This window comes from Nocardia aurea (assembly GCF_003123685.1).
Classification (GTDB): domain Bacteria; phylum Actinomycetota; class Actinomycetes; order Mycobacteriales; family Mycobacteriaceae; genus Nocardia; species Nocardia aurea.
Map to the genome: position 1 here is coordinate 145,161 of NZ_QCYJ01000018.1, position 23,471 is coordinate 168,631.

Here is a 23,471-nt window from a genome sequence, read left to right on the forward strand (position 1 = left end):
TTCGTCGGTCGATTCCCGGTCGGTCAGCGGGTGGTTCCTGTGTCAGGACGCCTGGAGAACCGGCATGCGGTCGGCATCGGTGAGGGGGGCGTCCGAGCCGGTCATGTAGCGAACCAGGGTCGAGCGGTCGTCGAGAACGAGCCAGTCGACCGAATCCGACAGCGCGGCGCGGCGGGCCTTGGTGGTGACACCGATGTCGATGCCGAAGGGGACCAGATCCCCGTCCACCGCGGTCGCGCCGGTCTTGGCGACGGCCATGCGGGTGACGGCCGCCTCGATGGCGGGGTCGACCGCCACCGCGATCCGGGCGCCGGGACGCGCGCCCAGTTCCACCAGCACCCGGGCCAGGCGGTTCGACCAGGCGTCGAGCTCACCGTAGGTGAGGTCGCAATCGGCGGAGGACACCGCGACGGCGGCCGGGTCGATGGTCTCGACCAGCGCGAAGGCGTTGGTGCGGGTCTCGGTGGCTGCTGTGGCGTACATATCGTGTCCCCTTAGGAGAGTTTCTCGTGTCGTTCTCGGTATGCCTCTAATCTCCTCCGGAAAGACCTCCGTCGACAGGAACCCCAGTGCTGTCCCCCGACCCTCCGAGGGTTACCGAATCCCCACCCTGGGGTCACCCCCGAACCGCTCCTACCTGGGGTTTCTCCTGACACGACTTAGGGGGTGGCGCGCGCGCCACCCCCCGAAGCCACCCTCGCTACACCGGTGTCGGCTCCGGCTGGACCGGTGCGTCCCAGTCGATGCGATAGCGCTGTTCGTGCCCCATCGTCTTCTCCGGATCCATCACCGTCCTGGTCATCAACGGCATCAGCAGGGTCATCATCGTGCGGGTGACCGGCCCCGGGGTCTTGCTGTGGTTGATCCGCGCCGCCCGCTTGGCCACGCCTTCCACCCGATCGCGGCGCAGCGCCTCGTACGCGGCGAAGGCGGCGCCGGGATCGGGCAGGTCACGCAGGCAGCGCGCCACCTGCACCGCACTCTCCACCGCCAGTGACGCGCCCTGCCCCGAACTGTTGGACGGCGCGTGCACCGAATCGCCGACCAGCACCATCCGGCCCCGATACCAGTGCCGTACCGGCGGCATGATGTGCAGCGCGCCGACCGTCTCCAACTGCTCGGCGGTGGTGCGCCGCGCGAGTTCGCCGCCGGGTGTGTCCTCGCCGTAGCTCTCCCGGATGATTCGCAGCCAGTGCTCGGCCGGGATCGCGCGGGCCTCGGTGAGCGAGAGGTATCGCTTGTGCGGCAGGTTCACCCCCCAGGCGACCCGGCGGTCGTCGTGACGCCAGTAGAGGTAGTACGCCCGTTTGCCGTAGGCGAAGGTCATGGTGTCGGGCTCGACGTCGAGATCGCATTCGGTCAGCGCCCCGAAGCCGAGCATGCCGGTGTAATCCGGTCCTTTCGCCTGCGGATCGATCAGTCGGCGCACCGTCGACCGGATACCGTCCGCGCCGATCAGCACGTCGGCGGTGGCGGTGGTGCCGTCGGCGAAGCGCGCGGTGACGCCGTGCGCGCCCTCGTCGACGTCGACCAGTCGTTTGCCGTATTCGAAGGCCACGCCCGCGGCGCGCGCGTGGTCGTGCAGGGTGCGGTGCAGTTCGGCGCGATCGACCACCTGCAACGGCGGCATATCGGCCAGGCCGGGCAGGGCCAGGATCTTGCCGTTCATGGACAGTCGCGTGTGCGACACCGGGGTGGCGATGGCGCGCACCGGATCGCCCGCGTCGATGACGTCGAGGGCGGCCAGGCCGTTCGGGGCCAGGGCGAGCCCGCTGCCGATGCCGTCGGACGGGCCGGGGTAGGCCTCGTAGACGCGGGGTTCGATACCGGCTTTGGACAGGGCGGTCGCGGCGACCGGTCCGGCGATGCCGCCGCCGATCACCAGTGCGGTACGGGTGGTGGACATGGGTGTCTCCCAGGGTTCGGTGAATTCCCCGAACCGTCGCGCGCACCACCCGGTTATCCTGTGGTTGCCAGCCTCGTGGCCGGGTGCGCTTCGCGCGGGCACGGTTCGAGACGGTTCGATCAGGCTCGGCGGCGGTGTTGCCGCACCCCGCCGGGCCTCGGTCTTCGCCCGGGCGTCGCCGGGCGGTTTCTGTTCGGTGCTCCGAGGTCTACTCCGGTGTCATCCCCCTCTCCACCGCGTCGATGACCTCGCCGGGGTCGATGCCCTCGGCGTGCATGTGCCGCCAGAATCCGATATCGGGGAAGGTTCCTTCGACGAGTTCGGCGCGCCAGGAACGCGCCCACTCCGCCTCCGCCTCCAGCATCGCGATGCCGTATTCGGATTCGATGACGAAAAGCCGGGGTAGCGCGGCGGCCCGCAATGCCGCCAGTTCGGCTCGGCCCGTCGTGATCGCCTGTTCGAGCGCGGCGATCCGCTCACCGAGCAGATCGACGACCTCGTCGGGCGGCAGCGTGCCCACGACCGATAGTCCGGCCGTGAAGCGAGCCGGTTCGGGTTGCGGCGAGGCGATCAGTTCCCTTGCCCAGTCCGACATTTCGGCACGACCGGCGTCGGTGATCCGATAGATCACGCGCTCGGGCCGCGCGCCGTCGCGCTCACTGCCGACAACCTCGAGGAAGCCCGCCTTCTCCATGTTCTGCACGACGGTGTACAGCGAGCCCCACTTGATGTCCATATCGCGGTCTTTGCCGCGTTCTCGCAGCTTGGAGGCGATTTCGTAGCGATGCATCGGCCCTTCGACGCTCACCGAGAGCACCGCGAGCGCCAGCAGATTGCCGACCTTGCGTTTCTTCGCCACGAACCCTCCCTACTCGTCTACGAATATACGTCCACGAGTATATGGGCACAAGCGGAGCGAACGCGGCTATGTCCCGACGCTGGTCGTATCTTCCTCGTGCAGTTGTTCTTTCAGGAGTTTGGTCGCGATATTGCGCAATGCCTGATCGAGCAGCGCCCGGTCGACGGGGTCGCGATCGTCCCAGGTGTCGAGCCTGGTGCTCAGCCAGCTCCGCCACGCGGCTTCCACCCGGTCGACCTCGGCCTGACCCGCCGGGGTCAGCCGCAGATAGCCGTCCTCGGCGTCGACGAGCCCGCCGCCGATCACCTTCAGGAAGATCGGCTCGATCACCTCGTCCGGTACCCGATGCGCGACGGCGATCGTCTCCAGCCGCGCGGTCCCCCGAATCTTGTTGTGCAGGAACACCTGTCCCACCGCCCATGCCTCGCCGCGGCTCAATCCGCTGCCCGCGTCCGCCAGCATGCGCGGCATGACGGGACCGGACCGGCGCGCTCGACGCATGGTCGAGGACACCGAACGCTCCAGCAGCGCGACCCGGTCGGAGGTATTCGGCACCGAGAAACCCTCGCCCACATCGCCGGCGCCGACCCGCGCGCTGTCGCGCAGCGGCACCTCCTTCAGGAACCACGCGATCACGAAACCGAGCAGCGCGACCGGAACGACCCACAGGAAGACGAAGTCGACGGCGTCGGCGTACGCGTCGATGATCGGGGCGGCCTGTTCGGCGGGCAGATTGCGCAGGGCCTCCGGATTCGTGGCGACCTCGGGCGGCACCACCCCGACCTCGGTGAGCGCGTCGGACAGCCCCGGGGTCAGCCTGCTCGTGTAGAGCGTTCCGAAAATCGCCGTGCCGAAAGCACTTCCGAGGGTTCGGAAGAAGGTGACACCCGATGTCGCCGTACCGAGGTCGGCGTAGGGCACGGTGTTCTGCACGACGATGGTGAGCACCTGCATCGCCAGGCCGATCCCGAGACCGAGGATGAGCATGTAGAGCGATTCCAGCCACACGCTGGTGCCACGGCCCATCGTCGACATCAGATACAACCCCAGCGCCATGACCGCCGTGCCGACGATCGGGAAGATCTTGTAGCGCCCGGTCACACCGACCACCTGCCCGGACACGATGGAGGTGACCAGCAGCCCGGCCACCAGTGGCAGCGTGCGCAGTCCGGACATGGTGGCCGAGACACCGTCCACGTATTGCAGGTACGCGGGCAGGTAGGTCATCGAGCCGAGCATCGCGAATCCCACGATGAAACTCAGGATCGAACAGACCGTGAACACATTGCTGCGAAACAATTTCATGGGCAGCATCGGCTCCACAGCCCGCAGTTCCACCGCGACGAAGGCGGCGAGGAATACGACGGCGACGACGAAGAGACCGATGATCTGCCACGAGGCCCACGGATACTCCTGCCCACCCCATTCCAGTCCGAGGATCAGGGCCGAGACACCGAGCGCGACCAGGCCGATGCCCGCGTAGTCGATGATCGGCTTGGCCTGCGCCCGCACACGCGGGATGGTCCGCGCCGCCATCACGATCATGAGCACCGCCACCGGCACGTTGACGTAGAAGCACCAGCGCCAGCTCGCGTTATCGGTGAAAAGCCCGCCCAAAGTCGGTCCGATGACCGTGGTGACGCCGAAGACCGCGCCGAGCGCGCCCTGATATTTGCCGCGTTCGCGCAGCGGGATGATGTCGGCGATCAGCGCCATCGCCGTCACCATGAGACCGCCCGCCCCGATGCCCTGCACGGCACGCGCGACGATCAGCAGCAGCATGCCGTTGGACAGCCCCGCGACCATCGAGCCCGCGATGAAGATCACGGCGCTGAGCTGGAAGATCAGTTTGCGGCCGAAGAGATCGCCGAGTTTGCCCGCGAGCACCGTCGCCACGGCCTCGGCCAGCAGGTAGGACGTGACCACCCAGGCCATGTGCCCGGCCCCGCCGAGATCGGCGACGATCGTCGGCAGCGCGGTGGAGACGATGGTCTGATCCAGCGCGGCCATCAACATGCCGAGCACGATCGTCGCGAAGACGATATTTCTCCGCGCGCCCGTCAACGGAGTCGGAGCGGGTTTTTCGGCGACAGCAACTGCACCGGTCATTGGGCCAGTATGGTCGGATGCTGCCCGCTACCGTGTCCAGCGACACGGTAGCGAACGGCGGGTTCCCGGTACGATCGGCGCGGTTCGACCGCCCTCGGGCGAGGATCGGCCACCCGTAGGCGGCTCGGCGGCTCGGGTGCGCCTGCCCTAGATCCGGTCCGGGCTCTCGACCAGGGCGACGGCGACCGGGACCAGCAACTCGACCAGCGCGTCGACCGGCGGCCGGGGCCGGGCGAGCAACCATTCCTGCGTCAGTCCGTTGATCGCGCCGATCAACGCCGTCGACGCCAGCCCCGGCGCGCCGCGCACACGTCCGCCGGGGACGACGATCGGCACCACCGTCGATTCGATGACCGCGGACCAGGCGTGTCGGCGTTCGCGGCGATGCTGTTCCATCCGCTCGCTCACCCCGACGACCTCGATGAAGGCGACCTTGGCCCGATACGGGTCGGCGCCGATCGAACCGACGTAGGCGGAGATGATCGCGTGCATCGCCGCGTGCGGGTCCATGCGCGGATCGAGTTCCGACAGGCCGGCGACTACCGCGGCGGCGGCCTCGTCCTGGATGCGGTCGTAGGCCGCGACGAGCACGTCTTCCCTGGTTTCGAACTCCTCGTAGAACTGCCGCTTCGACAGTCCGGCCGCGGCGCACACGTCGGCGAGCGAACAGTCGGTGTACCCGCGCTCGGCGAACAGCCGGGTGGCCGCCTCCAGAAAGCGGAGCCGACGTTCGGCCTTCCGTTCGGCGACGGCGCGTCCGCCGTACTGCCTGCCCACGATCGTCACCCATCCACGGTATCCCCAGCGGCGCGCGCACCTCTCATCGGGAACGACGGGGATCGGCGTCGTGACGGTGGTTGTGATCGAGGTCATGTTCGGTGCATACTCGCCTTCATTCTGAAACCAATCGGGCTCAGTTACTCGGCCCGCGGAACGAAGAGGTTCACCCTTGGCAAAGCACGCATCGAAGCTGCTGACCCTCTCGGTCGCCCTCGCGGCCTGTCTGCCGTTCGTCCTCGCCACCTCGGCGGCGGCGGATCCGGCGCCGGACGCCCCGGCGATCGCACCCCCGCCCGCCTTCCCCATCCCGCCGATGCCGCCGGGTTTCGATCCCGCCTTCTACCGTCCCGCCGCCGACAGATTCGCCGATCTGGAGCCGGGGCAGCTGATCGCGGCACGCCAGGTGAATCTGGCGAACCTGTCGCTGCTCCCGGTCAATATCGACGCCTGGCAGCTCTCCTATCGGTCGACCGACACCGGGGGTGAACCGATCGCCGCCGTCGCGACGGTGATCAAGCCGCGCGGCGACATGCCCGACCGGCCGCTGCTGTCGTATCAGATCGCCGAGGACTCGACCGGCAACTACTGCATGCCCTCCTACCAGCTACAGATGGGATCCATCCCGGCTCCCCTCACCGGATCGATACTGGTGGCCGCGCAATTCCTCGAAGTCCAGGCGGCGCTCGCCCAGGGCTGGGCGGTCGTCGTCCCCGACCACCAGGGCCCCGACTCCGCCTACGCCGCCGGTCCGCTGGCCGGGCGGATCACCCTGGACGGCATTCGCGCCGCACAGGATTTCGCGCCGATGGGACTGCCCGGCGACAACACCAGGGTCGGACTCATGGGTTATTCCGGCGGCGCCATCGCCACCGGCCACACCGCCGAACTGAAACAGAGTTACGCGCCGGAATTGAATATCGTCGGCGCGGCCGAGGGCGGCATTCCAGCGGATCTGTCGGCGGCGTTGAAATTGGCCAACCGGAATCTCTCCTCCGGGTTGATCATGGCGGGCGTGGTCGGCGTCTCGCGCGAATACCCGGCGCTTCGCGAATTCCTCGAGCGTCATTCGACGCCCCTCGGCCGTTTCATGCTGGCGGCCAAGGACCAATTGTGCGCGAGTTACCAATCGGCGCTCTTCCCGTTCGGCGACAATCTCGGCATGCTCGACGCCGACCCTTTCAGCGATCCCGGCGTGGTCGACACCCTGGCGAAAACTCGCATGGGACAGCAGGTTCCGGATATGCCGATGTTCATGTTCCAGGCGAATATGGATTGGCTGATCCCGGTCGGCCCGGTGAACACCCTCGTCGACACCTACTGCGCGGACCCGACGGCGCGGGTGCGGTACATCCGGGACCACTTCAGCGAACATCTCACCCTCGATCCCATCGGCGCGCCGAGCGCGCTGCTGTGGTTGCGGGACCGCTTCGCGGGGGTGCCGGTGGCGCAGGGCTGTTCGACCAGTGACGTCGGGTCGATGATGCTGGACGGCGACACCTGGCGGGTCTGGGAAGAGGTCGTCGGCGTGACGCTGGCCGCGGCGTTCGGAGCGCCGATCGGCGCGGGCCGCTGATATTCCGACGGCGCGGGTAGGTCGTTTCGGCGCGGAAACGACCTACCCGCGGCGTATGGTGCGTGCGGGTCCGCATTTCGCCACTTCCCCCAGAACTTACTCCAGAGTAAGGTTGCGGCCATGGCGTGGAAACCTACTGAGATCCCGGATCAGACCGGGCGCACCTTCGTGATCACCGGTGCGAACGGCGGCCTCGGCACCGAAACCACCAAGGTGCTGGCGGCCAAGGGGGCGACCGTCATCATGGCCTGCCGCAACGCGGCCAAGGCCCAGCAGGTCGCCGACGCGATACCGGGTGATGTGCGTACGGCCGCGCTCGACCTGGCCGATCTGGGTTCGGTGCGTGAATTCGCCGAGAACACCGCCGAGTTCGACGTATTGATCAACAACGCGGGCCTGATGAACGTCCCGTTCACCCGCACGAAGGACGGTTTCGAAACCCAATTCGGCGTCAACCACCTCGGCCATTTCGCGCTGACCGGGCTGCTGCTCGACCGCATCGGCGACCGGGTCGTCACACTGGCGAGTATCGCCCACAAGCAGACCCCGAAATTGTGGATCGACGACCTGAATTACGAGAACCGTCGCTACCAGCGCAATCTCGCCTACGCGCAGGCGAAACTGTCGAACCTCATGTTCGCCAGGGAACTTCAGCGCAGGCTGGGCGAAGCCGGTTCCGCCAAACGCTCCTACGGTGTGCACCCCGGCGTCTCGGCGACCGATCTGTTCACCCGCACCGAAACCGTGGTCGATCGGATCAGCAAACCGTTCATCCGGCTCATCGGCCACGCTCCGGCGAAGGCGGCGCATTCGACCCTGTTCGCCGCGACCGTTCCCGACGCCGACCCCGAGACCTACTGGGGTCCGACCCGGCTGATGCAGAGCCAGGGACCGGTGGAAGCGTCGCCGTCGACCAAGCTCTCCAAGAACCGGGAGCTGTGGACGCGGCTGTGGGAGGAATCCGAACGCATGACCGGGGTCACCTACAAATTCTGAGGCGGACCCGCAGTGCCGTCCCGCTCGCCCGCGGGACGGCGCTCGACCGCACCACCTGGTCCTACGGCCCGCGTAGTAGACGGGTACCGTGGTAGCCGTGTCCGCTCCTCCCCGCCGCTCGGCACACAATCGCCCGGCCCTCATCACCCTGGTGATCGTGGCCGCGCTCGCCTGCCTCGCGCTGGGCTGGTGGCAGTGGGAACGGTTCGAGTCGGCCAGCGGAACCGGACAGAATCTCGGGTACGCGCTGCAATGGCCGCTGTTCGCCGGATTCGCGGTTTTCGCCTATTTCCGGTTCGTCCGATTGGAACGCGAGGCCGACGAACCGGCCGACGCGGCGTCCACCCGGACACGGATGAAACAAGCGGCTCCGCGTGAGATCCCCGCGGGCATCCTGCCCGAGCGGCCGACCGCCGCCCGCTCCGAAGACCCGGTACTGGCCGAATACAACCGATACCTGGCCGAATTGCACGCCGACGATATCGACGTCCAGGTCCGTAAGGCCGGCCTCGACGCTCGCGACACCGAGAGGAGCGCCGGTTGAGCGCCAGCGAGAACGCCACCGAGGCCACCGCCTCCACCCCGACCCTGGACAAGGCCGTCGAGACCCCCGCCACCGGCGCGAAAACCGCCAAGATCGCGAGCGCGCTGCTGCGCTATCGCGTGCTCGCCTGGGTGACCGGCCTCTGGCTGTTGCTGCTGACCGGCGAGATGATCGCCAAATACGGCTTCGACGTGCACACCCCCAGTTGGATCGCCGTGGTCCACGGCTGGGTGTACTTCGTCTACCTGCTGCTCACCGCCGACCTCGCCGTCAAGGTCCGCTGGCCGATCGGCCGCACCGTCGGCACCCTCGTCGCGGGCACCATCCCGCTGCTCTCGTTCTACGTCGAACATCTCAACGCGAAGAAGGTCAAGCGGGACTTCGCCCTGTGAGGCGTCAGCGGTTCCAGCAGGCCTCGCGGTAACGAGCGCGGGACCGGGTCGTCGGCGACGCCCCTACCCGCGCCCGCCGGGCTCAGTCCTCGGCCAGCGCCGCGAGCGCGGGCAGCAACAGTTTCAGGGCACGGCCGCGATGGGAGACCGCGTCCTTCTCGGCGGGCGTCAACTGGGCGGCGGTCACCGTCGCGCCGTCGGGGACGAACAGCGGGTCGTAACCGAATCCGCCGTCGCCGACCGGAGCGCGATTGATCGACCCCGGCCATTCACCGCGCACCACGGTCTCCCGGCCGCCGGGCACGACCAGCGCGCAGGTGGAGACGAAACGCGCACCGCGTCGCTCGTCGGGGACATCACCGAGTTGGGCCAGCAGCAGGGCATTGTTGGCCCCGTCCTCGCCGTGGCCGCCCGACCAGCGTGCCGACAGCACGCCCGGCATCCCGTTGAGCGCGTCCACCTCGATACCGGAATCGTCGGCCACGCAAGCCAATCCGGTGGCGGCGGCACCGTCGCGCGCCTTGGCCACCGCGTTCTCCTCGAAGGTCGCCCCGGTCTCGGGAGCCTCCTCGTAGGGCGGCACATCGTCGAGTCCGACGATCTCGATCCCAACGACACCAGCGACCTCGAGGATGCGACGCAATTCCTTCAGTTTCTTCGCATTACGACTGGCGAGCAGAACGCGGGTCATCATCTCTTCTTCGAGGTCTCGGCGGGTTCGGGGAGGACGCCGGGATACGGCAGGGCCAGAGCTTCCTTCTGCACGGCGAACAGGTGATCACAGCCCGCGAGCGCCGAATCGAGCAGTTTGTCCAGCGTGGAACGCGGGAAGGTCGCGCCTTCGCCGGTGCCCTGCACCTCGACCAGGGTGCCGGTATCGGTGGCGACCACATTCATATCGACCTCGGCGCGCGAATCCTCTTCGTACGGTAGGTCCAAACGGACACGGCCGTCGACGACGCCGACGCTGACCGCGGCGATGGCGCACGAGATCGGCTGCGGATCGGCCAGGCGGCCCGCGGCCGCGAGATAGGTGACCGCGTCGACCAGCGCGACATACGCGCCGGTGATGGCCGCGGTGCGAGTACCGCCGTCGGCCTGGAGTACGTCGCAGTCGATGGCGATGGTGTTCTCGCCGATGGCCGCCAGATCGATGCAGGCCCGCAGCGAACGCCCGATCAGTCTGCTGATCTCCTGGGTGCGACCACCGACCTTGCCCTTCACTGATTCCCGACCGGAGCGGGTGTGGGTGGCGGCGGGCAGCATCGCGTATTCGGCGGTGAGCCAGCCGAGTCCGGAATCGCGCCGCCACGGCGGCACGCCGTCGTTGACGCTCGCGGTGCACATCACCCGCGTCTGCCCGAATTCCACCAGCACCGAACCGGCTGGATGCGTGGTGAATCCACGGGTGATCCGTACCTCGCGGAGCTCATCGTCCGCCCTGCCATCGGCTCGTCTCGACACGGGGGTAAGCGTACTGGTTGATATCTTTCGCGCCTGCGGCACGCCACGCCCCCGGATATCTCACCGGACAGCGGCGGTCAGATATCGAACATCTCACCCGGTGCGACCGCGTGCACGGGACCGGAGAACACCGCCTTCGCCTCGGCGATCACGTCCTCGCGAGAAGTCCACGGCGGAATATGGGTGAGCAGCAATTCCTTGACGCCCGCCTCGGCCGCGATCAGCCCCGCCTCGGTTCCCGAAAGGTGAATTCCGGGCGGGCGATTGGCCGGATCGTGGGTCCAGGACGCCTCCGACATCAGAATGTCGGCTCCCTGCGCCAATTCGTGTACCGACTCGCACATCGCGGTATCGCCGGTGTAGACGAATACGCGCCCCGAGGCGGTGACGAACCGCAATCCGTAGGATTCCGGCGGGTGGTACATCCGGCGGGCCGTGACCGTGTGGCCCGGACCGAATTCGACCGTCTCCCCCTCGCGCCACACCCGATGGTCGATCACATCCGACCAGTCGTCGCATTCGCCGCCGACCTCGGCCGACGCGTTGCCGATGCGCACCGCCGCGTCCGACGGACCGCGCACGATAGCGCGCCCCACCGGCGGAGTCGGATGGTAGCGCCGCCACACCAGCAGACCCGGTAGGTCCAGACAGTGATCGGCGTGCAGGTGGGTGAGGAAGATATCGACCTCACCCGGGTCGGCGTGACGCTGGAGCGCGCCGAGAACACCGGGGCCGAAATCGATGACGACCGGTGACATGCCCGGACCGCTCAACAGGTATCCCGACGCTGGGGAGTCCGGGCCGGACACGCTGCCCGAGCACCCGAGGACGGTAAGGCGCATTCCCTCATGCTGCCACGACGAATTCTCGGTCACGAAAGGATCCCCCAAATTCCTGAGCGGGCCGCACTCTCACCGTGGCGACGCAATGACTCCGGACTGATCCCCGCGACGTTTTCGGCGTGCATCACCAGAGAGTACCCAGCCCGCAAACACTCCACCCATCGCCCCGAAAAGATGCCCCTGCCAAGATATTCCAGGTGGCCCGGGCAGCACGCCCCACAAAAGCGATCCGTAGACGAAAAGAACCCCGATACCGATCAGGATGTGGCGGACGTTGCCCGCGAACCACCCGCGACAGATCAGATAGGTCAACCAGCCGAAGACCAGCGACGACGCGCCGATGTGCACGCTGTTGTCCGCGCCGGTCAGCCAGGTGCCGACCCCGGCGACGAGCCAGATGATCCCGGTGGCGGCGAGCCCGCGCAGGACACCGGAGAGCAGGACGAGGAAACCCATGATCAGCAGCGGCAGGGTGTTGCTCATCAGGTGATCCCAGCCGCCGTGCAGCACCGGGGCCCAGACGATGCCGGACAGCCCGTCGACCTCGCGCGGCTCGATACCGGCCGCGTCCAGATCACCGCCCCCGATCTGGTCGACGCCCTCGATGGCATAGAGCAGAACGACGAATCCGCAGATCAGCGCGGCGGCACGGAACCACGGCTGTCCCGCGGCGGCGAAACCACGCGGCCGCGCCGGGCCCGTCGGCGCTACCGGTACCGGCGGTGTGCCGCCCGGTGTCGAGAACCGGGCACGCAGTGCCGCGATCCGATCGGAGTCGAAGGACGACCCCTGCCCCGCACCCCCGGTCATGGCATACCTCCTCGTGAGCGCGGATCCTGCGCTGTCCTTCGAGGGTACCGACCGGGACGAATCCCGCCGGATAGTGCGACAACACGCCCGCGCGGCGATCGCGCGGGCGTGTCGCAAGGATCGGTCAGGCCCAGAGCTGGCCGTCGAGGCGTTCCTCGGCCTCTTCCAAGGTGCCGTCGTAGGCGCCGGTCGACAGATATTTCCAGCCGCCGTCCGCGACCACGAAGGCGATATCGGCCCGAGTACCCGCCTTGACCGCCTTACGGGCCACGCCGAGCGCGGCGTGCAGGATCGCGCCGGTGGAGATTCCGGCGAATATCCCCTCTTCCAGTACCAATTCGCGGGTCCGCTTGACGGCGTCGAAGGGACCGACGGAGAACCGAGTGGTCAATACCGACTCGTCGTACAGCTCCGGGATGAAACCCTCGTCGATATTGCGCAGCCCGTAGACCAGTTCCCCGTAGCGGGGTTCGGCTGCGACGATCTCGATCTCCGGCACCTTCTCGCGCAGGAATCGGCCGGTTCCCATCAGCGTGCCCGTGGTGCCGAGACCCGCGACGAAATGGGTGATCTCGGGCAGGTCGGCGAGAATCTCCGGGCCCGTGGTCTCGTAGTGCGCGAGCGCGTTGGCGGGATTGCCGTACTGGTACAGCATCACCCAGTCCGGGTTTTCGGCCGCGATCTCCTTGGCCAGCGCGACGGCCTGGTTCGATCCGCCCGCCGCCGGGGAATCGATGATTCGCGCGCCGAACATGGTGAGCAGCTGCCTGCGCTCGACCGAGGTGTTCTCCGGCATGACGCACACTAGCGCGTACCCCTTGAGCTTGGCCGCCATCGCCAGCGAGATACCGGTGTTTCCGCTGGTCGGCTCCAGGATCGTGCAGCCGGGGGTCAGCAGACCGTCGGCCTCGGCCTGTTCGATCATCCGCAGTGCGGGCCGGTCCTTGATCGACCCGGTGGGATTGCGGTCCTCGAGTTTGGCCCACAACCGCACGTGATCCTCGCCGTCCCATCGGGGCGAGAGCGTGCGCAACCCGACCAGCGGGGTGTCGCCGAGGGTCGCGATCAGCGATTCGTAGCGCGCCACGGCGGCGATCAGCCTCCGGCGACGGCGGGCAGGATGGTCACCGAAGCGCCCTCGGGCACCTCGGCCGCGAGACCGCCGGTGAAACGCACATCCTCGTCGTCGACGTAGATGTTGACGAAGCGGTTCAGCTTGCCGTCCTTGAGCAGGCGCTCGGCCAGTCCGGGATGGTTGGCGTCCAGGTTCTCGATCAGCGCCGACAATGTCGCGCCGTCGGCCTGCACACGCTTCTCGCCTCCGGTGAGGCCGCGCATGATGGTCGGGATGGACACGGTTACCGACATGGGTACTCCTCGATTTCGACCGTACTGGCCACTGGGTTGAACACACCGGCCCGACTGCACCGGTCGAGCTGCTATTCGGGGTCGTAGGCGTCGACGATCCGCACCGGTTCCTCGGTGACCTCCCCGTCGACGATCCGGTAGCTGCGCAGCTCGTGCTGTTCCGGATCGCGGGTGGAGATCAGCACGTAATGCGCGTAGGGCTCGGAGGCGTAGGAGATATCGGTGCGGCTCGGATACGCCTCGGTGGCGGTATGCGAGTGGTAGATCACCACCGGCGTCTCGTCGGCGTCGTCCATCGCGCGCCAGACCTTCAACTGTTCGCCGGAGTCGAACCGGTAGAAGGTCGGCGAACGCTCGGCGTTGATCATGGCGACGAAACGCTGCGGGCGATCCGAACCGTCCGGGCCCGCGATGATTCCGCACGCCTCGTCCGGATGGTCGGCCCGGGCGTGCGCCACCATCGCCTCGACGAGGTCGGCCTTGATCACCAGCACGAGTCACCCTTCCACGGTCGGCACACCGCCGTATCGGCACGCCGCCGACCGGCACACACTGCCGACGTATTCGCCATCGACAACGAGTCAGAATATTCGGCTATTCCCCGCCCGCGCTCCCCCGGTACCCGTTTCCGAGGGCCACGTCACTTCGCGAGCACGGTGTACCGGCCGGCGGGTCGGCGGAAAGTTCACCGCGGAAACAGATCGGTGTAGGCGGGGATGTCGGCGACCGAGACCGCGCGCAGGATCGCGTCGACCACGGCGCGTTCGACGCAGACCGCCGCAGCCGTGCACACCGCGTCCAGGATCAGCAGATCCGCCGGGAAGGCGGGCGGTACCGGTACCGACGGCGGCACCACCGCCCCGGTGGACAACGCGAAGAGGGTGTCGCCGTCCAGCGGCGAATGGGCGGGACGGATGGCACGGGCCAGACCGTCGTGCGCGGTCATCGCCATGCGGCGACAGCCGCTCGGATCCAGTGCGACGTCGGTCGCGACCACGCCGATCGTGGTGTTGAGCACCGTGCCCTTCACCGGCAGCGCGTTCGCCTTCGCCAACTGTCGTTTCGTCGGCGGGCGCAGGCCGAAGAACTCCGGTCCATCGGTGCCGACACCCCACGGCAGCCCGGTACGCGGATCGAAGACCGAGCCGACCGGGTTCGCGACGATCAGCGCAGCCACCGTCACCCCCGCGGCCGGACCGTCCTCCAGCACCAGGCTCGCACTGCCGATCCCGCCCTTGATCGAACCGGCGCGCGCACCGACGCCCGCGCCCACCGAACCCCGCGCGAAATCCGTCGATGCCGAAGCGGCGGCCCGGTACCCGAAATCGGCGGTCGGCCGCACGTCCCACCCGCCGACCGGAAGGTCGAAGATCACCGCGCCCGGCACGATCGGCACCACCCGGCTCGCGTCGGACGGGTCCATCGGAATGCCTTCGCCGTGCTCCTCCAACCACCGCATCACGCCGTCGGCGGCAGCCAATCCGTAGGCGCTGCCGCCGGTCAGCAGGATCGAATGCACTTGGCGCACAGTATTACTCGGGTCGAGCAGATCGGTTTCCCTGGTTCCAGGGCCACCGCCGCGCACATCGACCGCCGCCGTCGCACCACCGGGTGCGCGCACCACGGTGCACCCGGTCGCCGCACCGGAACCGAGCGCGGCATCGGCGTCGATGACGTGATGGTGACCGACAAGCAGCCCGGTCAGCATTTTTTGCGGCCGGGGCCGCGTGGTCCGCGGCCCCTATGTCTCGCGCCCGAACAGCCGAGACTCGCACCTTCGGCGCATGCGCTTCGGCTGTTCGGGCGCGAGACGGCCGCGAACCGGGCGCTCGTCGGGCTCGCGCCGGGGGCGCTGGGCTGGGGCTGGATCTCGCCGGGTGGGCCGAGCGGGCCCGGTGTGCGAGGTCCGCTGGGTGCACCGAGCACGTCGGGCCCGCTGGGGAGCGTGTGGCTGGGGCGGGCCATGGCTATGGGGCCAGGGCCTGGAGCAGGGAGTCCTGCATCCAGGTCAGCCAGTGGTAGACGTCGAGGTGGGGGCCTCGGGGGTCGTCGGGGTCGAGTTGTTCGGGGGTGTCGGCGTCGATGCCGAGGACGGTGCCGAGGGCCAGGCGGACGTCGGTCAGCGCGGTCAACCAGGCGTCGGCCTGTTCCGGGGTGAGAACGATCTTGCCGCCGTCGCTGGGGACGGTCTCGAGCACCACGGATCCGGCGGCGAGTTTGCTGTCGATGATCTCCGGCTCGTGCAGGCCGCGCAGCGCGCTGTTGAGGTCGGCGCGGTCGGCGTCGGGAGAGCCGGGCTCGCTGCGATGGAAATCGGGCAGCAGCCGGTGCAGGCGGGGATCCTCGGGCGGGACGGTGTTGCCGGTCCGCAATCCGGTGAGGGCGGCGAGTTCGTCGTCGGGGGCCGACCGGGCTCGCTCGGTGAGCAATCCGGACACCGCGCCGACCAGCGACCGCAGTACACCGGCCTCGCGCGCGTCCATCTCGGATCGCAACTTGAGGCCGCCCAGTGAGTTCTTCCTGCTCCACTTACGCACGGCGCACGCTCCAGTTCGGCACGCCGTCGAGGGTAGTCCTTACGCTCAGTCGTCCCGCTGCATGGTGGCCCACAGACCCGCGGCGTGCAGCCTGCGCACGTCCTGCTCCATCTTGTCGCGCGAACCCGACGACACGACGGCCTTGCCCTCGTTGTGTACCTGCAGCATCAATTCGGTCGCCTTCGCCTTGGTGTAGCCGAAGAGCTTCTGAAAGATGTAGGTGACGTAATGCATCAGGTTGACGGGGTCGTCCCAGACCACCGTCACCCACGGACGGTCTTCCGCCTCCAGGATCTCGGTGTGTTCCACCGTCTCCGGAGTCGCCTGTGCCGCCGACAGCGTTGCTTCTGTTTCGCACAAGCCCATGATGTCCAGGGTACGACTCACCCCCCGATCCACAACACCCGTCCCGCCACCTCCGCACGGGTCAGCGAACCGGTAGCGGCACCACCTCCGCGTCGATCCCCGCACCGGGTGTCGGCTGTCTACAGTTGCTCGGGTGGAGATCCGCGACGACCTCGCCAGCACCGCGTTGCTGACCGATCAGTACGAATTGACCATGTTGGCCGCCGCCCTCGCCGACGGGTCGGCGCACCGCCGCTGCACCTTCGAGGTGTTCGCCAGGAGATTGCCCAACGGCCGCCGCTACGGCGTCGTCGCCGGTACGGGCCGACTGCTCGACGCCCTGCCGCGGTTCCGTTTCGGCGAGCGGGAACTCGAGGTCGTCGCCCCGTTCCTCGATCGACGCACCGTCGACTGGCTGCGCGACTACCGCTTCACCGGCGATATCGATGGCTACCGGGAGGGCGAGCTGTATTTCCCCGGCTCGCCGGTCCTGTCGGTGCGCGGCAGCTTCGCCGAATGCGTCCTCCTCGAAACCCTCGCCCTGTCGGTGCTCAACCACGACAGCGCCATCGCCTCGGCGGCGGCGAGGATGGTCAGCGTGGCCGCGGGCAGGCGGATGATCGAGATGGGATCGCGGCGCACCCACGAACTGGCCGCGCCGTCGAGTTCGCGGGCCGCGTATCTGGCCGGATTCGACGCGACCTCCAATCTGGAGGCCGTACGAAATTTCGGCATCCCCGGCGCGGGCACCAGCGCGCACGCCTTCACGCTGCTGCACAGCGGCGCGGACGGGGCGCACGAGGCCGAGGCGTTCCGCAGTCAGGTCGCCGCGCTCGGCGTCGGGACGACGCTGCTCGTCGACACCTTCGACATCACTCGCGGCGTCGCGACGGCCGTCGAGGTGGCCGGTCCGCGCCTCGGCGGCGTGCGCATCGACTCGGGCGATCTCGGCGTGCTGGCGCGCCAGGTCAGGGATCAACTCGACGCGCTCGGCGCGACGTCGACCCGCATCGTGGTCTCCGGCGATCTCGACGAATACGCCATCGCCGCGCTGCGCGCCGAACCGGTCGACGTGTACGGCGTCGGCACCTCGCTGGTCACCGGATCCGGTGCGCCGACCGCGGGCATGGTCTACAAACTCGTCGAGGTCGACGGCGTTCCGGTCGCCAAGCGCAGCAGTCACAAGGAGTCGCGCGGGGGTACCAAGAAGGCCGTACGGCTCGCGCGCTCGACCGGGACGATCATCGAGGAGATCATCTATCCCGCGGGGAGCCCGAAACCCGACCCCGGCGGGTCGGACGTCCGCGAACTCCAGGTGCCACTGGTCCGCGCGGGCGAGGTGCTCGACAATCTGCCGACGCTGACCGAGAGCCGCGATCTGGTCGCGCGCGGGCTGGTCAGCCTGCCGTGGGAGGGGCTGAAACTGTCCGCGGGCGAGCCCGCCGTCCCGACGACGTTCGTGGGCTGAGCAGACCGCACCACCACTGCGCCGCGCCACCGCCGACCAGGGCGACGGCGCCCAGTCCGATCATCGTGACCACCCAACCGAAATTCGCGAGCGACAACGACAACGCGGCGAACACGGCCCAGTACGCCGCGAAACCCGCCCCGATTCTGGCCGTGGTCACGGAGTCGCCCTATCCGACTCGCTCACCTCGCGCGCCCGCTGTTTGCGTTTGCCCGCCAGTATCACCACGTAGACGGCGACACCGACGAACAGGAAGCCCTTGGCCGCCGACAGCATCCAATCGATGACGCTGTCCGGGCGCACCCCGAGCATCCATCCCATCGTGACGTACGCGCCGTAGCCGATCACGACGGCGGCCAGGATCCGCACCGTGTTCTTGCTCATGAAGCCTCCTCTGCCTCGCCCACCGACTGAACGGCGGCACAAGGTAATAGCCTCGCGGCGTAGTCTTCGTTTACACCGGGCGAAAGGTAATGCGTCATGAATCGGGCGTTGATCATCGTCGATGTGCAGAACGACTTCTGCGAGGGCGGCTCGCTCGCCGTCACGGGCGGCAGCGCCGTCGCCGAACGCATCAGCCACTATCTGACCGGCGCGAACTACGCCGCCGTCGTCGCCACCCGCGATTACCACATCGATCCGGGCGCGCATTTCTCCGAGCAGCCCGACTATGTCGATTCGTGGCCGCCGCACTGTCGCGTCGGCACGCCGGGCGCGGAATTCCATCCGAATCTCGATACCGCGCCGATCGAGGAGATCTTCTCCAAGGGCGAGTACTCCGCCGCCTATTCGGGTTTCGAGGGCGCGGCCGCCGACGGCGCGACGCTCGCGGACTGGTTGCGCGCCAGGGATATCGGCGAGGTCGACGTCGTCGGGATCGCCACCGATCACTGTGTCCGCGCCACCGCGTTGGACGCGAACGCGGCGGGGTTCGACACCAGGGTGCTGCTCGATCTCACCGCGGGCGTCTCCCCCGCGACCACCGCCGACGCGCTCGACCGGCTCCGCGCCGCCGGGATCGTGCTGTCCGGCACGATCGGATAGCGCGGCCGTTCGCGAAGCGACGGGGCCGGTCCGCCGACAGTGTCGGTGCCGCGCAGTAGGCTGCTCGCGTGCCCGAACTGCCGTCCGTCCCGGAGCTGTTGTCCACCGCCGTGCAGGCGCTCGGAGGTAAGGAACGCGACGGGCAGGTGACGATGGCGACGGCGGTCGACCACGCCATCGATACCAAGGAACACCTCGCGGTGCAGGCGGGGACCGGCACCGGTAAATCCCTCGCCTATCTCGTGCCGAGTCTGCGGCACGCGGTCCGCACCGGACGCACCGTCATCGTGTCGACGGCGACGATCGCCCTGCAACGGCAGTTGGTCGACCGCGACCTGCCCCGGCTCGCCGACGCGCTGAGCGGCAAACTCGGCAGGCAGGCGAAATTCGCGATCCTCAAGGGCCGCAACAACTATCTCTGCCTGAACAAGATCAACAGCGTGCTGCCGGAGGAGCCCGCCGAGGCCGAACTCTTCGACGCCTTCGCCATCTCCCGGCTCGGTCGGGAGGTGCAGCGGCTCAACGAATGGGCTTCCGACACCGAGACCGGCGACCGCGACGAACTCGCCCCGGGCGTGACCGATCGGGCCTGGCGGCAGGTCAGCGTGTCCTCCCGTGAATGCCTCGGCAAATCGCGTTGTACGTTCGGTCAGGACTGCTTCGCCGAACGCGCGCGCGCCGAGTCCGCGCAGTCCGACATCGTGGTCACCAATCACGCCCTGCTCGCGATCGATGCCATCAGCGGAATCCAGATCCTGCCCGAACACGATGTCGTCGTCATCGACGAGGCGCACGAACTCGTGGATCGTGTCACCGGCGTGGCCACCGCCGAGTTGGCGCCCGCCGCTATCAGCGCGGCCGCCCGGCGCTGCACCAAGCTCATCGATGAACGCGAAGTCGATCGACTCGAGGGCGCGGCCGAGGCCTGGCACGAAATCCTCGACGAACTTCCCGCCGCCCGGTGGGACACGATGCCCAACGGCGTCGCCCCGGCGCTCGCGCTGGTTCGCGACGCCGCGTGGAACGCCCGCACGGCCCTGAATCCGCCGGGCAGCACCAGCGCCCAGGGTGATCAGGACGCCGCTGCCGCCCGCACACAGGCCCTGGCCGCGATCGATGAAGTGCACGACAGCGCGGTGCGCGCGCTCACCGCCTTCGACGAACCCGATCCGGCCGCGCGCCGCGACGTGATCTGGCTGGCCGCCGACGATATCCGCGGCGTGGCGCGTAAAACGCTGCGGATGGCCCCGCTTTCGGTCGGCGGACTGTTGCGCGCCCGATTGTTCGGCACCGCGACGGTGGTGCTGACCTCGGCCACGCTCCAGATCGGTGGCAACTTCGACGGACTCGCGATCACCTGGGGCCTGCCCGCTCGCTCCTCGGCGCGCTCGGACACCGGTGCCGCGAACGGCGCCGAGGCGCCATCGGACGCCGACACGGTGCGCTGGAGTTCTCTCGACGTCGGCTCGCCGTTCGACCACGCTAAATCCGGAATCCTCTACGTCGCCAAACACCTGCCCGCGCCCGGCCGCGACGGCCTCGCCCCCGCCTACCTCGACGAGATCGAGCGACTCATCACCGCGGCCGGTGGGCGCACCCTCGGGCTGTTCTCCTCGATGCGCGCCGCCAAGGCCGCCACCGAGGCGCTGCGCGAGCGGATCGACACACCCATCCTGTGTCAGGGTGACGATTCGACCGGGGCGCTGGTGCGCAAATTCGCCGACGATCCGGAGACCTCGTTGTTCGGCACGCTGTCACTGTGGCAGGGCGTCGACGTTCCCGGGCCGTCGCTGAGTCTGGTGATTCTCGACCGTATTCCGTTCCCCCGGCCCGACGATCCGCTGCTGACCGCGCGCCAGCGCGCGGTCGAATCGCGCGGCGGGAACGGATTCATGGCCGTCGCGGCGAATCACGCGGCCCTGCTGCTCGCACAGGGCACGGGACGCCTGTTGCGCAGCGTCGATGATCGCGGTGTGGTCGCGATCCTCGATTCCCGTTTGGCCACAGCACGATACGGCGGGTACCTGCGCGCGTCGTTGCCGCCCTATTGGGAGACCGCGAACCCGGAGGTGGTCGTCAAGGCGCTCCAGCGCTTGACGGCGAACTGAATCCCAGCCGACACACCGCGCGCCCCTCCCTCCATTCGCTTCCGCGCAGAAGTAGATTCGACCTCGATGCTCCGGCGCGATCCGCAGGGCCCGCGTCGGAGATGTCGGCCATCCCCGCGCCACGCCCTGCACGCGGCGCGGGGATCGCTATCGCATATTCCCTTTCGCACTCGGGCCGCACGTGAGAGCGTGTCCGGATGGAGCACCCACCCGACGCCGATGTGCTCGGCGAATTCCTGATCAGCGCAAGGTCTTTGGATGAATACCGGGCAATCTTCGCGCTCACCGACACCGAACTGCGCGACCGCAGGATTCTCGACTGCCCCGGCGGAGCGGCGAGTTTCACGGCCGAGGCGAGCGAACTCGGCGCGTATGTCACCGCCGCGGATCCGATCTACGCCCGCCCGCCCGCCGAGCTGCGTGCGCTGGCAGTCACCGAGACCGATCGCGCGAGCGCGTGGACGCGCGCGCATCGCGACGGCTACCTGTGGGACTGGTACGGCTCACCCGACCGGCATCACGCGATGCGCGCCGCCGCCGCGGCCGGATTCGGGACCGACATCACCACCAACTCGCACCGCTACATCGCCGCGAGCCTGCCCTCACTGCCTTTCGCCGACAACAGTTTCGACCTCGTCCTCAGTTCGCACCTGCTGTTCAGCTACGCCGATCGCCTCGACGCCGAATTCCACGTGGCGGCGCTCCTCGAGTTGTCACGGGTCGCGAGCGGCGAAACCCGGCTCTACCCGCTGGTCGACAACCTCGGTCGGCCGCAGGACGAGCTGCTGACTTATATTCGAAAGGAACTGCGCGACAAGGGGATCGAAACGAGTCTTCGCACCACCGAATACGAGTTCCACCACGGCGCGACGTCACTGCTGGTGCTCCACGCTCCCGGCGGGAGCTGACGCCGATCCCCGGCGCCGGCGGGTCCGGCCATGTGACCGGGAACCCCTATTCGGCCAGGAAGAAGAAGTAGCCGAGGAATACCACCGTCAGCACCCACATCGCGGGATGGACTTCCCTGATGCGCCCCTTCGCGACCATCACGACGGGATAGAACAGCATGCCCATGGCCAGGCCGTTGGCGATCGAATAGGTGAGCGGCATCATCACGACGGTGATGAAGGCGGGTATCGAATACTCGAGTCGGTTCCAATCGATCTCGCCGAGCGCCCGCGACATCAGGACGCCGACCACGATCAACGCGGGCGCGGTGATCTCCGGCGAACCCGCCACGACCGCGAACACCGGGTAGCAGAACGTCGCGAGCAGGAACCATCCGGCCGTGGAAATCGCCGTCAATCCGGTCCGGCCGCCCGCGGAAACGCCAGCGGTCGATTCCACATACGCGGTGGTGGTCGACGTGCCGATGACCGCGCCCGCCATGGTGCCCACCGAATCGGCGGCGAACGCGCTGGCCGCGCGCGGCAGTTTGCCGTCCTCGTCGAGCAGGCCCGCCTGGTTGGCGACGCCGATCAGGGTGCCGCCGCAGTCGAAGAAGTCGACGAAGAGCATGGTCAGGATGACGACGGCCATCTGCGCGGTGAAGGCGTCGGGGAGGTGCGCGATGGCCTGGCCGAAGGTCTGATCGAGTCCCTTCGGCATCGCGGCGATCCCGTCCGGCAGGTCGACCAGACCGGTGACGATGCCGAGTCCGGCCGTCAGCACGATGCCGTAGAGCACCGCGCCGTGCCATCCGATGACCAGGAAGACCACGGTGACCAGCAGACCGAACAGGGCGAGCAGGGTCGTGCCCGCGGTGAAATCACCGAGGGTGACCAGGGTGGCGTCGCTGTTGACCACGATGCCCGCGTTCTTCAACCCGAGGAAGGCGACGAACATGCCGATACCCGCGCCGACCGCGAATTTCATCGGCATCGGTATCGCGTTCAGAATGCGCTCGCGGACCTTGGTGACCGCGAGCACGAAGAACACGACGCCGGAGATGAAGGTCCCCGACAGCGCGACCTGCCACGGAATGCCCATCTCCAGCACCACCGAATAGGCGAAGAAGGCGTTGAGCCCCATTCCCGGCGCGAGTGCGATCGGATAGCGGGCCCACAGCCCCATCACGAGGGTGCCGAAGACCGCGGCGACCGCGGTGGCGGTGAATACCGCCTGGATGGGGATGCCCTTGTCGCCGAGCGCGCCCTGGTCCCCGAGTACGGCGGGGTTCACCGCGAGCACATACGACATGGCGAGGAACGTCACCGTTCCCGCCATCAGCTCGCGCCGCATGGTGGAACCGTTCTCGCTGACGCCGAAGTACGCGTCGACGCGACCGCGGGTACGGGTCAGCACATCGGTGGCCATGATCTCTCAC

General features: G+C 68.1%; 25 protein-coding genes. 8 read left to right on the forward strand and 17 right to left on the reverse strand.

The window, feature by feature from the left end; all coding sequences use genetic code 11:
* Window positions 1-42 precede the first annotated feature (42 nt).
* The 5 genes from DAT37_RS04875 to DAT37_RS04895 form a co-directional block, all read right to left on the reverse strand.
* Window positions 43-483, reverse strand: coding sequence for an AMP-binding protein (locus tag DAT37_RS04875; protein WP_109523472.1), 441 nt, complete (start codon window positions 481-483; stop codon window positions 43-45).
* 217 nt (window positions 484-700) lie between these two features.
* Entirely contained in the window at window positions 701-1,906 is a 1,206-nt protein-coding gene (locus tag DAT37_RS04880) for an FAD-dependent monooxygenase (RefSeq protein ID WP_109523473.1), read from the reverse strand.
* 208 nt (window positions 1,907-2,114) lie between these two features.
* Window positions 2,115-2,765: a PadR family transcriptional regulator gene (locus tag DAT37_RS04885; protein WP_109523474.1), complete on the reverse strand. Its 651-nt coding sequence runs from the start codon at window positions 2,763-2,765 to the stop codon at window positions 2,115-2,117.
* 66 nt (window positions 2,766-2,831) lie between these two features.
* Window positions 2,832-4,874 (reverse strand): MDR family MFS transporter, encoded by a 2,043-nt coding sequence (locus DAT37_RS04890; RefSeq protein ID WP_109523475.1) that lies wholly within the window; start codon window positions 4,872-4,874, stop codon window positions 2,832-2,834.
* Window positions 4,875-5,021: 147 nt separating this feature from the next.
* Window positions 5,022-5,747, reverse strand: coding sequence for a TetR/AcrR family transcriptional regulator (locus DAT37_RS04895; RefSeq protein WP_109523476.1), 726 nt, complete (start codon window positions 5,745-5,747; stop codon window positions 5,022-5,024).
* 76 nt (window positions 5,748-5,823) lie between these two features.
* Between DAT37_RS04895 and DAT37_RS04900 the strand changes: the two genes are divergently transcribed.
* The 4 genes from DAT37_RS04900 to DAT37_RS04915 all read left to right on the forward strand — a co-directional run bounded on the left by DAT37_RS04900 (window position 5,824) and on the right by DAT37_RS04915 (window position 9,159).
* Window positions 5,824-7,227, forward strand: a complete 1,404-nt coding sequence (locus tag DAT37_RS04900; RefSeq protein WP_232839522.1) for a lipase family protein — start codon at window positions 5,824-5,826, stop codon at window positions 7,225-7,227.
* 120 nt (window positions 7,228-7,347) lie between these two features.
* The gene (locus tag DAT37_RS04905; protein ID WP_109523477.1) at window positions 7,348-8,223 is read left to right on the forward strand and encodes an oxidoreductase; all 876 of its coding nucleotides are present in this window, start codon (window positions 7,348-7,350) and stop codon (window positions 8,221-8,223) included.
* 97 nt (window positions 8,224-8,320) lie between these two features.
* The gene (locus DAT37_RS04910) at window positions 8,321-8,767 is read left to right on the forward strand and encodes a transcriptional regulator (protein WP_109523478.1); all 447 of its coding nucleotides are present in this window, start codon (window positions 8,321-8,323) and stop codon (window positions 8,765-8,767) included.
* Between the two features lie 44 nt (window positions 8,768-8,811).
* A complete protein-coding gene (locus DAT37_RS04915) occupies window positions 8,812-9,159 on the forward strand; it encodes a DUF3817 domain-containing protein (RefSeq protein WP_109523520.1) in 348 nt (115 codons plus the stop codon).
* 82 nt (window positions 9,160-9,241) lie between these two features.
* Here the strand turns inward: DAT37_RS04915 and rdgB are convergent, their stop codons facing one another.
* The 10 genes from rdgB to clpS form a co-directional block, all read right to left on the reverse strand.
* Window positions 9,242-9,853: an RdgB/HAM1 family non-canonical purine NTP pyrophosphatase gene (gene rdgB / locus DAT37_RS04920; RefSeq protein ID WP_109523479.1), complete on the reverse strand. Its 612-nt coding sequence runs from the start codon at window positions 9,851-9,853 to the stop codon at window positions 9,242-9,244.
* Window positions 9,850-10,623 carry a ribonuclease PH gene (gene rph / locus DAT37_RS04925; RefSeq protein ID WP_109523480.1) on the reverse strand — a complete coding sequence of 258 codons (774 nt, stop codon included), beginning with the start codon at window positions 10,621-10,623 and terminating at the stop codon, window positions 9,850-9,852. Before rph ends, rdgB begins: the two co-directional genes overlap by 4 nt.
* A 77-nt stretch (window positions 10,624-10,700) precedes the next feature.
* Window positions 10,701-11,465: a cyclic nucleotide-degrading phosphodiesterase gene (locus tag DAT37_RS04930; protein WP_198654098.1), complete on the reverse strand. Its 765-nt coding sequence runs from the start codon at window positions 11,463-11,465 to the stop codon at window positions 10,701-10,703.
* Between the two features lie 69 nt (window positions 11,466-11,534).
* The gene (locus tag DAT37_RS04935) at window positions 11,535-12,275 is read right to left on the reverse strand and encodes a rhomboid family intramembrane serine protease (RefSeq protein ID WP_109523482.1); all 741 of its coding nucleotides are present in this window, start codon (window positions 12,273-12,275) and stop codon (window positions 11,535-11,537) included.
* A gap of 124 nt (window positions 12,276-12,399) precedes the next feature.
* The gene (locus tag DAT37_RS04940; RefSeq protein WP_109523483.1) at window positions 12,400-13,362 is read right to left on the reverse strand and encodes a PLP-dependent cysteine synthase family protein; all 963 of its coding nucleotides are present in this window, start codon (window positions 13,360-13,362) and stop codon (window positions 12,400-12,402) included.
* A gap of 8 nt (window positions 13,363-13,370) precedes the next feature.
* Complete coding sequence (locus tag DAT37_RS04945; protein WP_109523484.1) at window positions 13,371-13,643, reverse strand: MoaD/ThiS family protein; 273 nt, start codon at window positions 13,641-13,643, stop codon at window positions 13,371-13,373.
* Window positions 13,644-13,714: 71 nt separating this feature from the next.
* Window positions 13,715-14,137, reverse strand: a complete 423-nt coding sequence (locus tag DAT37_RS04950) for a Mov34/MPN/PAD-1 family protein (RefSeq protein WP_109523485.1) — start codon at window positions 14,135-14,137, stop codon at window positions 13,715-13,717.
* A 191-nt stretch (window positions 14,138-14,328) separates the two neighbouring features.
* Window positions 14,329-15,351 carry a P1 family peptidase gene (locus tag DAT37_RS04955; RefSeq protein ID WP_109523486.1) on the reverse strand — a complete coding sequence of 341 codons (1,023 nt, stop codon included), beginning with the start codon at window positions 15,349-15,351 and terminating at the stop codon, window positions 14,329-14,331.
* A 259-nt stretch (window positions 15,352-15,610) separates the two neighbouring features.
* A complete protein-coding gene (aosR, locus tag DAT37_RS04960; protein WP_109523487.1) occupies window positions 15,611-16,180 on the reverse strand; it encodes an oxidative stress transcriptional regulator AosR in 570 nt (189 codons plus the stop codon).
* Window positions 16,181-16,225: 45 nt separating this feature from the next.
* Window positions 16,226-16,546, reverse strand: a complete 321-nt coding sequence (gene clpS, locus DAT37_RS04965; protein ID WP_109523488.1) for an ATP-dependent Clp protease adapter ClpS — start codon at window positions 16,544-16,546, stop codon at window positions 16,226-16,228.
* Between the two features lie 133 nt (window positions 16,547-16,679).
* Between clpS and DAT37_RS04970 the strand changes: the two genes are divergently transcribed.
* On the forward strand, window positions 16,680-17,993 hold the full coding sequence (locus DAT37_RS04970; RefSeq protein ID WP_109523489.1) for a nicotinate phosphoribosyltransferase: 1,314 nt from the start codon (window positions 16,680-16,682) through the stop codon (window positions 17,991-17,993).
* Between the two features lie 156 nt (window positions 17,994-18,149).
* On the opposite strand, the gene DAT37_RS04975 is transcribed toward DAT37_RS04970, so the two are convergent.
* Window positions 18,150-18,377: a hypothetical protein gene (locus DAT37_RS04975; RefSeq protein ID WP_109523490.1), complete on the reverse strand. Its 228-nt coding sequence runs from the start codon at window positions 18,375-18,377 to the stop codon at window positions 18,150-18,152.
* Window positions 18,378-18,473: 96 nt separating this feature from the next.
* On the opposite strand from DAT37_RS04975, the gene DAT37_RS04980 reads away from it, so the two are divergent.
* The 3 genes from DAT37_RS04980 (at window position 18,474) to DAT37_RS04990 (ending at window position 22,053) form a co-directional block, all read left to right on the forward strand.
* Window positions 18,474-19,037, forward strand: a complete 564-nt coding sequence (locus DAT37_RS04980) for a nicotinamidase (protein WP_109523491.1) — start codon at window positions 18,474-18,476, stop codon at window positions 19,035-19,037.
* Between the two features lie 68 nt (window positions 19,038-19,105).
* A complete protein-coding gene (locus tag DAT37_RS04985) occupies window positions 19,106-21,145 on the forward strand; it encodes an ATP-dependent DNA helicase (RefSeq protein ID WP_109523492.1) in 2,040 nt (679 codons plus the stop codon).
* A 197-nt stretch (window positions 21,146-21,342) separates the two neighbouring features.
* Window positions 21,343-22,053, forward strand: coding sequence for a methyltransferase domain-containing protein (locus DAT37_RS04990; RefSeq protein WP_232839523.1), 711 nt, complete (start codon window positions 21,343-21,345; stop codon window positions 22,051-22,053).
* Window positions 22,054-22,099: 46 nt separating this feature from the next.
* Here DAT37_RS04990 and DAT37_RS04995 read toward each other — a convergent pair whose 3' ends face one another.
* The gene (locus DAT37_RS04995) at window positions 22,100-23,461 is read right to left on the reverse strand and encodes an NCS2 family permease (RefSeq protein ID WP_109523493.1); all 1,362 of its coding nucleotides are present in this window, start codon (window positions 23,459-23,461) and stop codon (window positions 22,100-22,102) included.
* Window positions 23,462-23,471: the final 10 nt, after the last annotated feature.

What these genes read in the sequence shown, in the direction of transcription:
- DAT37_RS04875 (WP_109523472.1), bottom strand. Translation starts at nt 483, where the DNA reads ATGTACGCCACAGCAGCCACCGAGACCCGCACCAACGCCTTCGCGCTG.
- DAT37_RS04905 (WP_109523477.1), top strand. Translation starts at nt 7,348, where the DNA reads ATGGCGTGGAAACCTACTGAGATCCCGGATCAGACCGGGCGCACCTTC.
- DAT37_RS04990 (WP_232839523.1), top strand. Translation starts at nt 21,343, where the DNA reads ATGGAGCACCCACCCGACGCCGATGTGCTCGGCGAATTCCTGATCAGC.
- DAT37_RS04995 (WP_109523493.1), bottom strand. Translation starts at nt 23,461, where the DNA reads ATGGCCACCGATGTGCTGACCCGTACCCGCGGTCGCGTCGACGCGTAC.
- rdgB (WP_109523479.1), bottom strand. Translation starts at nt 9,853, where the DNA reads ATGATGACCCGCGTTCTGCTCGCCAGTCGTAATGCGAAGAAACTGAAG.
- DAT37_RS04975 (WP_109523490.1), bottom strand. Translation starts at nt 18,377, where the DNA reads ATGAGCAAGAACACGGTGCGGATCCTGGCCGCCGTCGTGATCGGCTAC.
- DAT37_RS04980 (WP_109523491.1), top strand. Translation starts at nt 18,474, where the DNA reads ATGAATCGGGCGTTGATCATCGTCGATGTGCAGAACGACTTCTGCGAG.
- DAT37_RS04945 (WP_109523484.1), bottom strand. Translation starts at nt 13,643, where the DNA reads ATGTCGGTAACCGTGTCCATCCCGACCATCATGCGCGGCCTCACCGGA.
- DAT37_RS04895 (WP_109523476.1), bottom strand. Translation starts at nt 5,747, where the DNA reads ATGACCTCGATCACAACCACCGTCACGACGCCGATCCCCGTCGTTCCC.
- DAT37_RS04935 (WP_109523482.1), bottom strand. Translation starts at nt 12,275, where the DNA reads ATGACCGGGGGTGCGGGGCAGGGGTCGTCCTTCGACTCCGATCGGATC.
- DAT37_RS04955 (WP_109523486.1), bottom strand. Translation starts at nt 15,351, where the DNA reads ATGCTGACCGGGCTGCTTGTCGGTCACCATCACGTCATCGACGCCGAT.
- DAT37_RS04930 (WP_198654098.1), bottom strand. Translation starts at nt 11,465, where the DNA reads ATGCGCCTTACCGTCCTCGGGTGCTCGGGCAGCGTGTCCGGCCCGGAC.
- DAT37_RS04890 (WP_109523475.1), bottom strand. Translation starts at nt 4,874, where the DNA reads ATGACCGGTGCAGTTGCTGTCGCCGAAAAACCCGCTCCGACTCCGTTG.
- DAT37_RS04880 (WP_109523473.1), bottom strand. Translation starts at nt 1,906, where the DNA reads ATGTCCACCACCCGTACCGCACTGGTGATCGGCGGCGGCATCGCCGGA.
- clpS (WP_109523488.1), bottom strand. Translation starts at nt 16,546, where the DNA reads ATGGGCTTGTGCGAAACAGAAGCAACGCTGTCGGCGGCACAGGCGACT.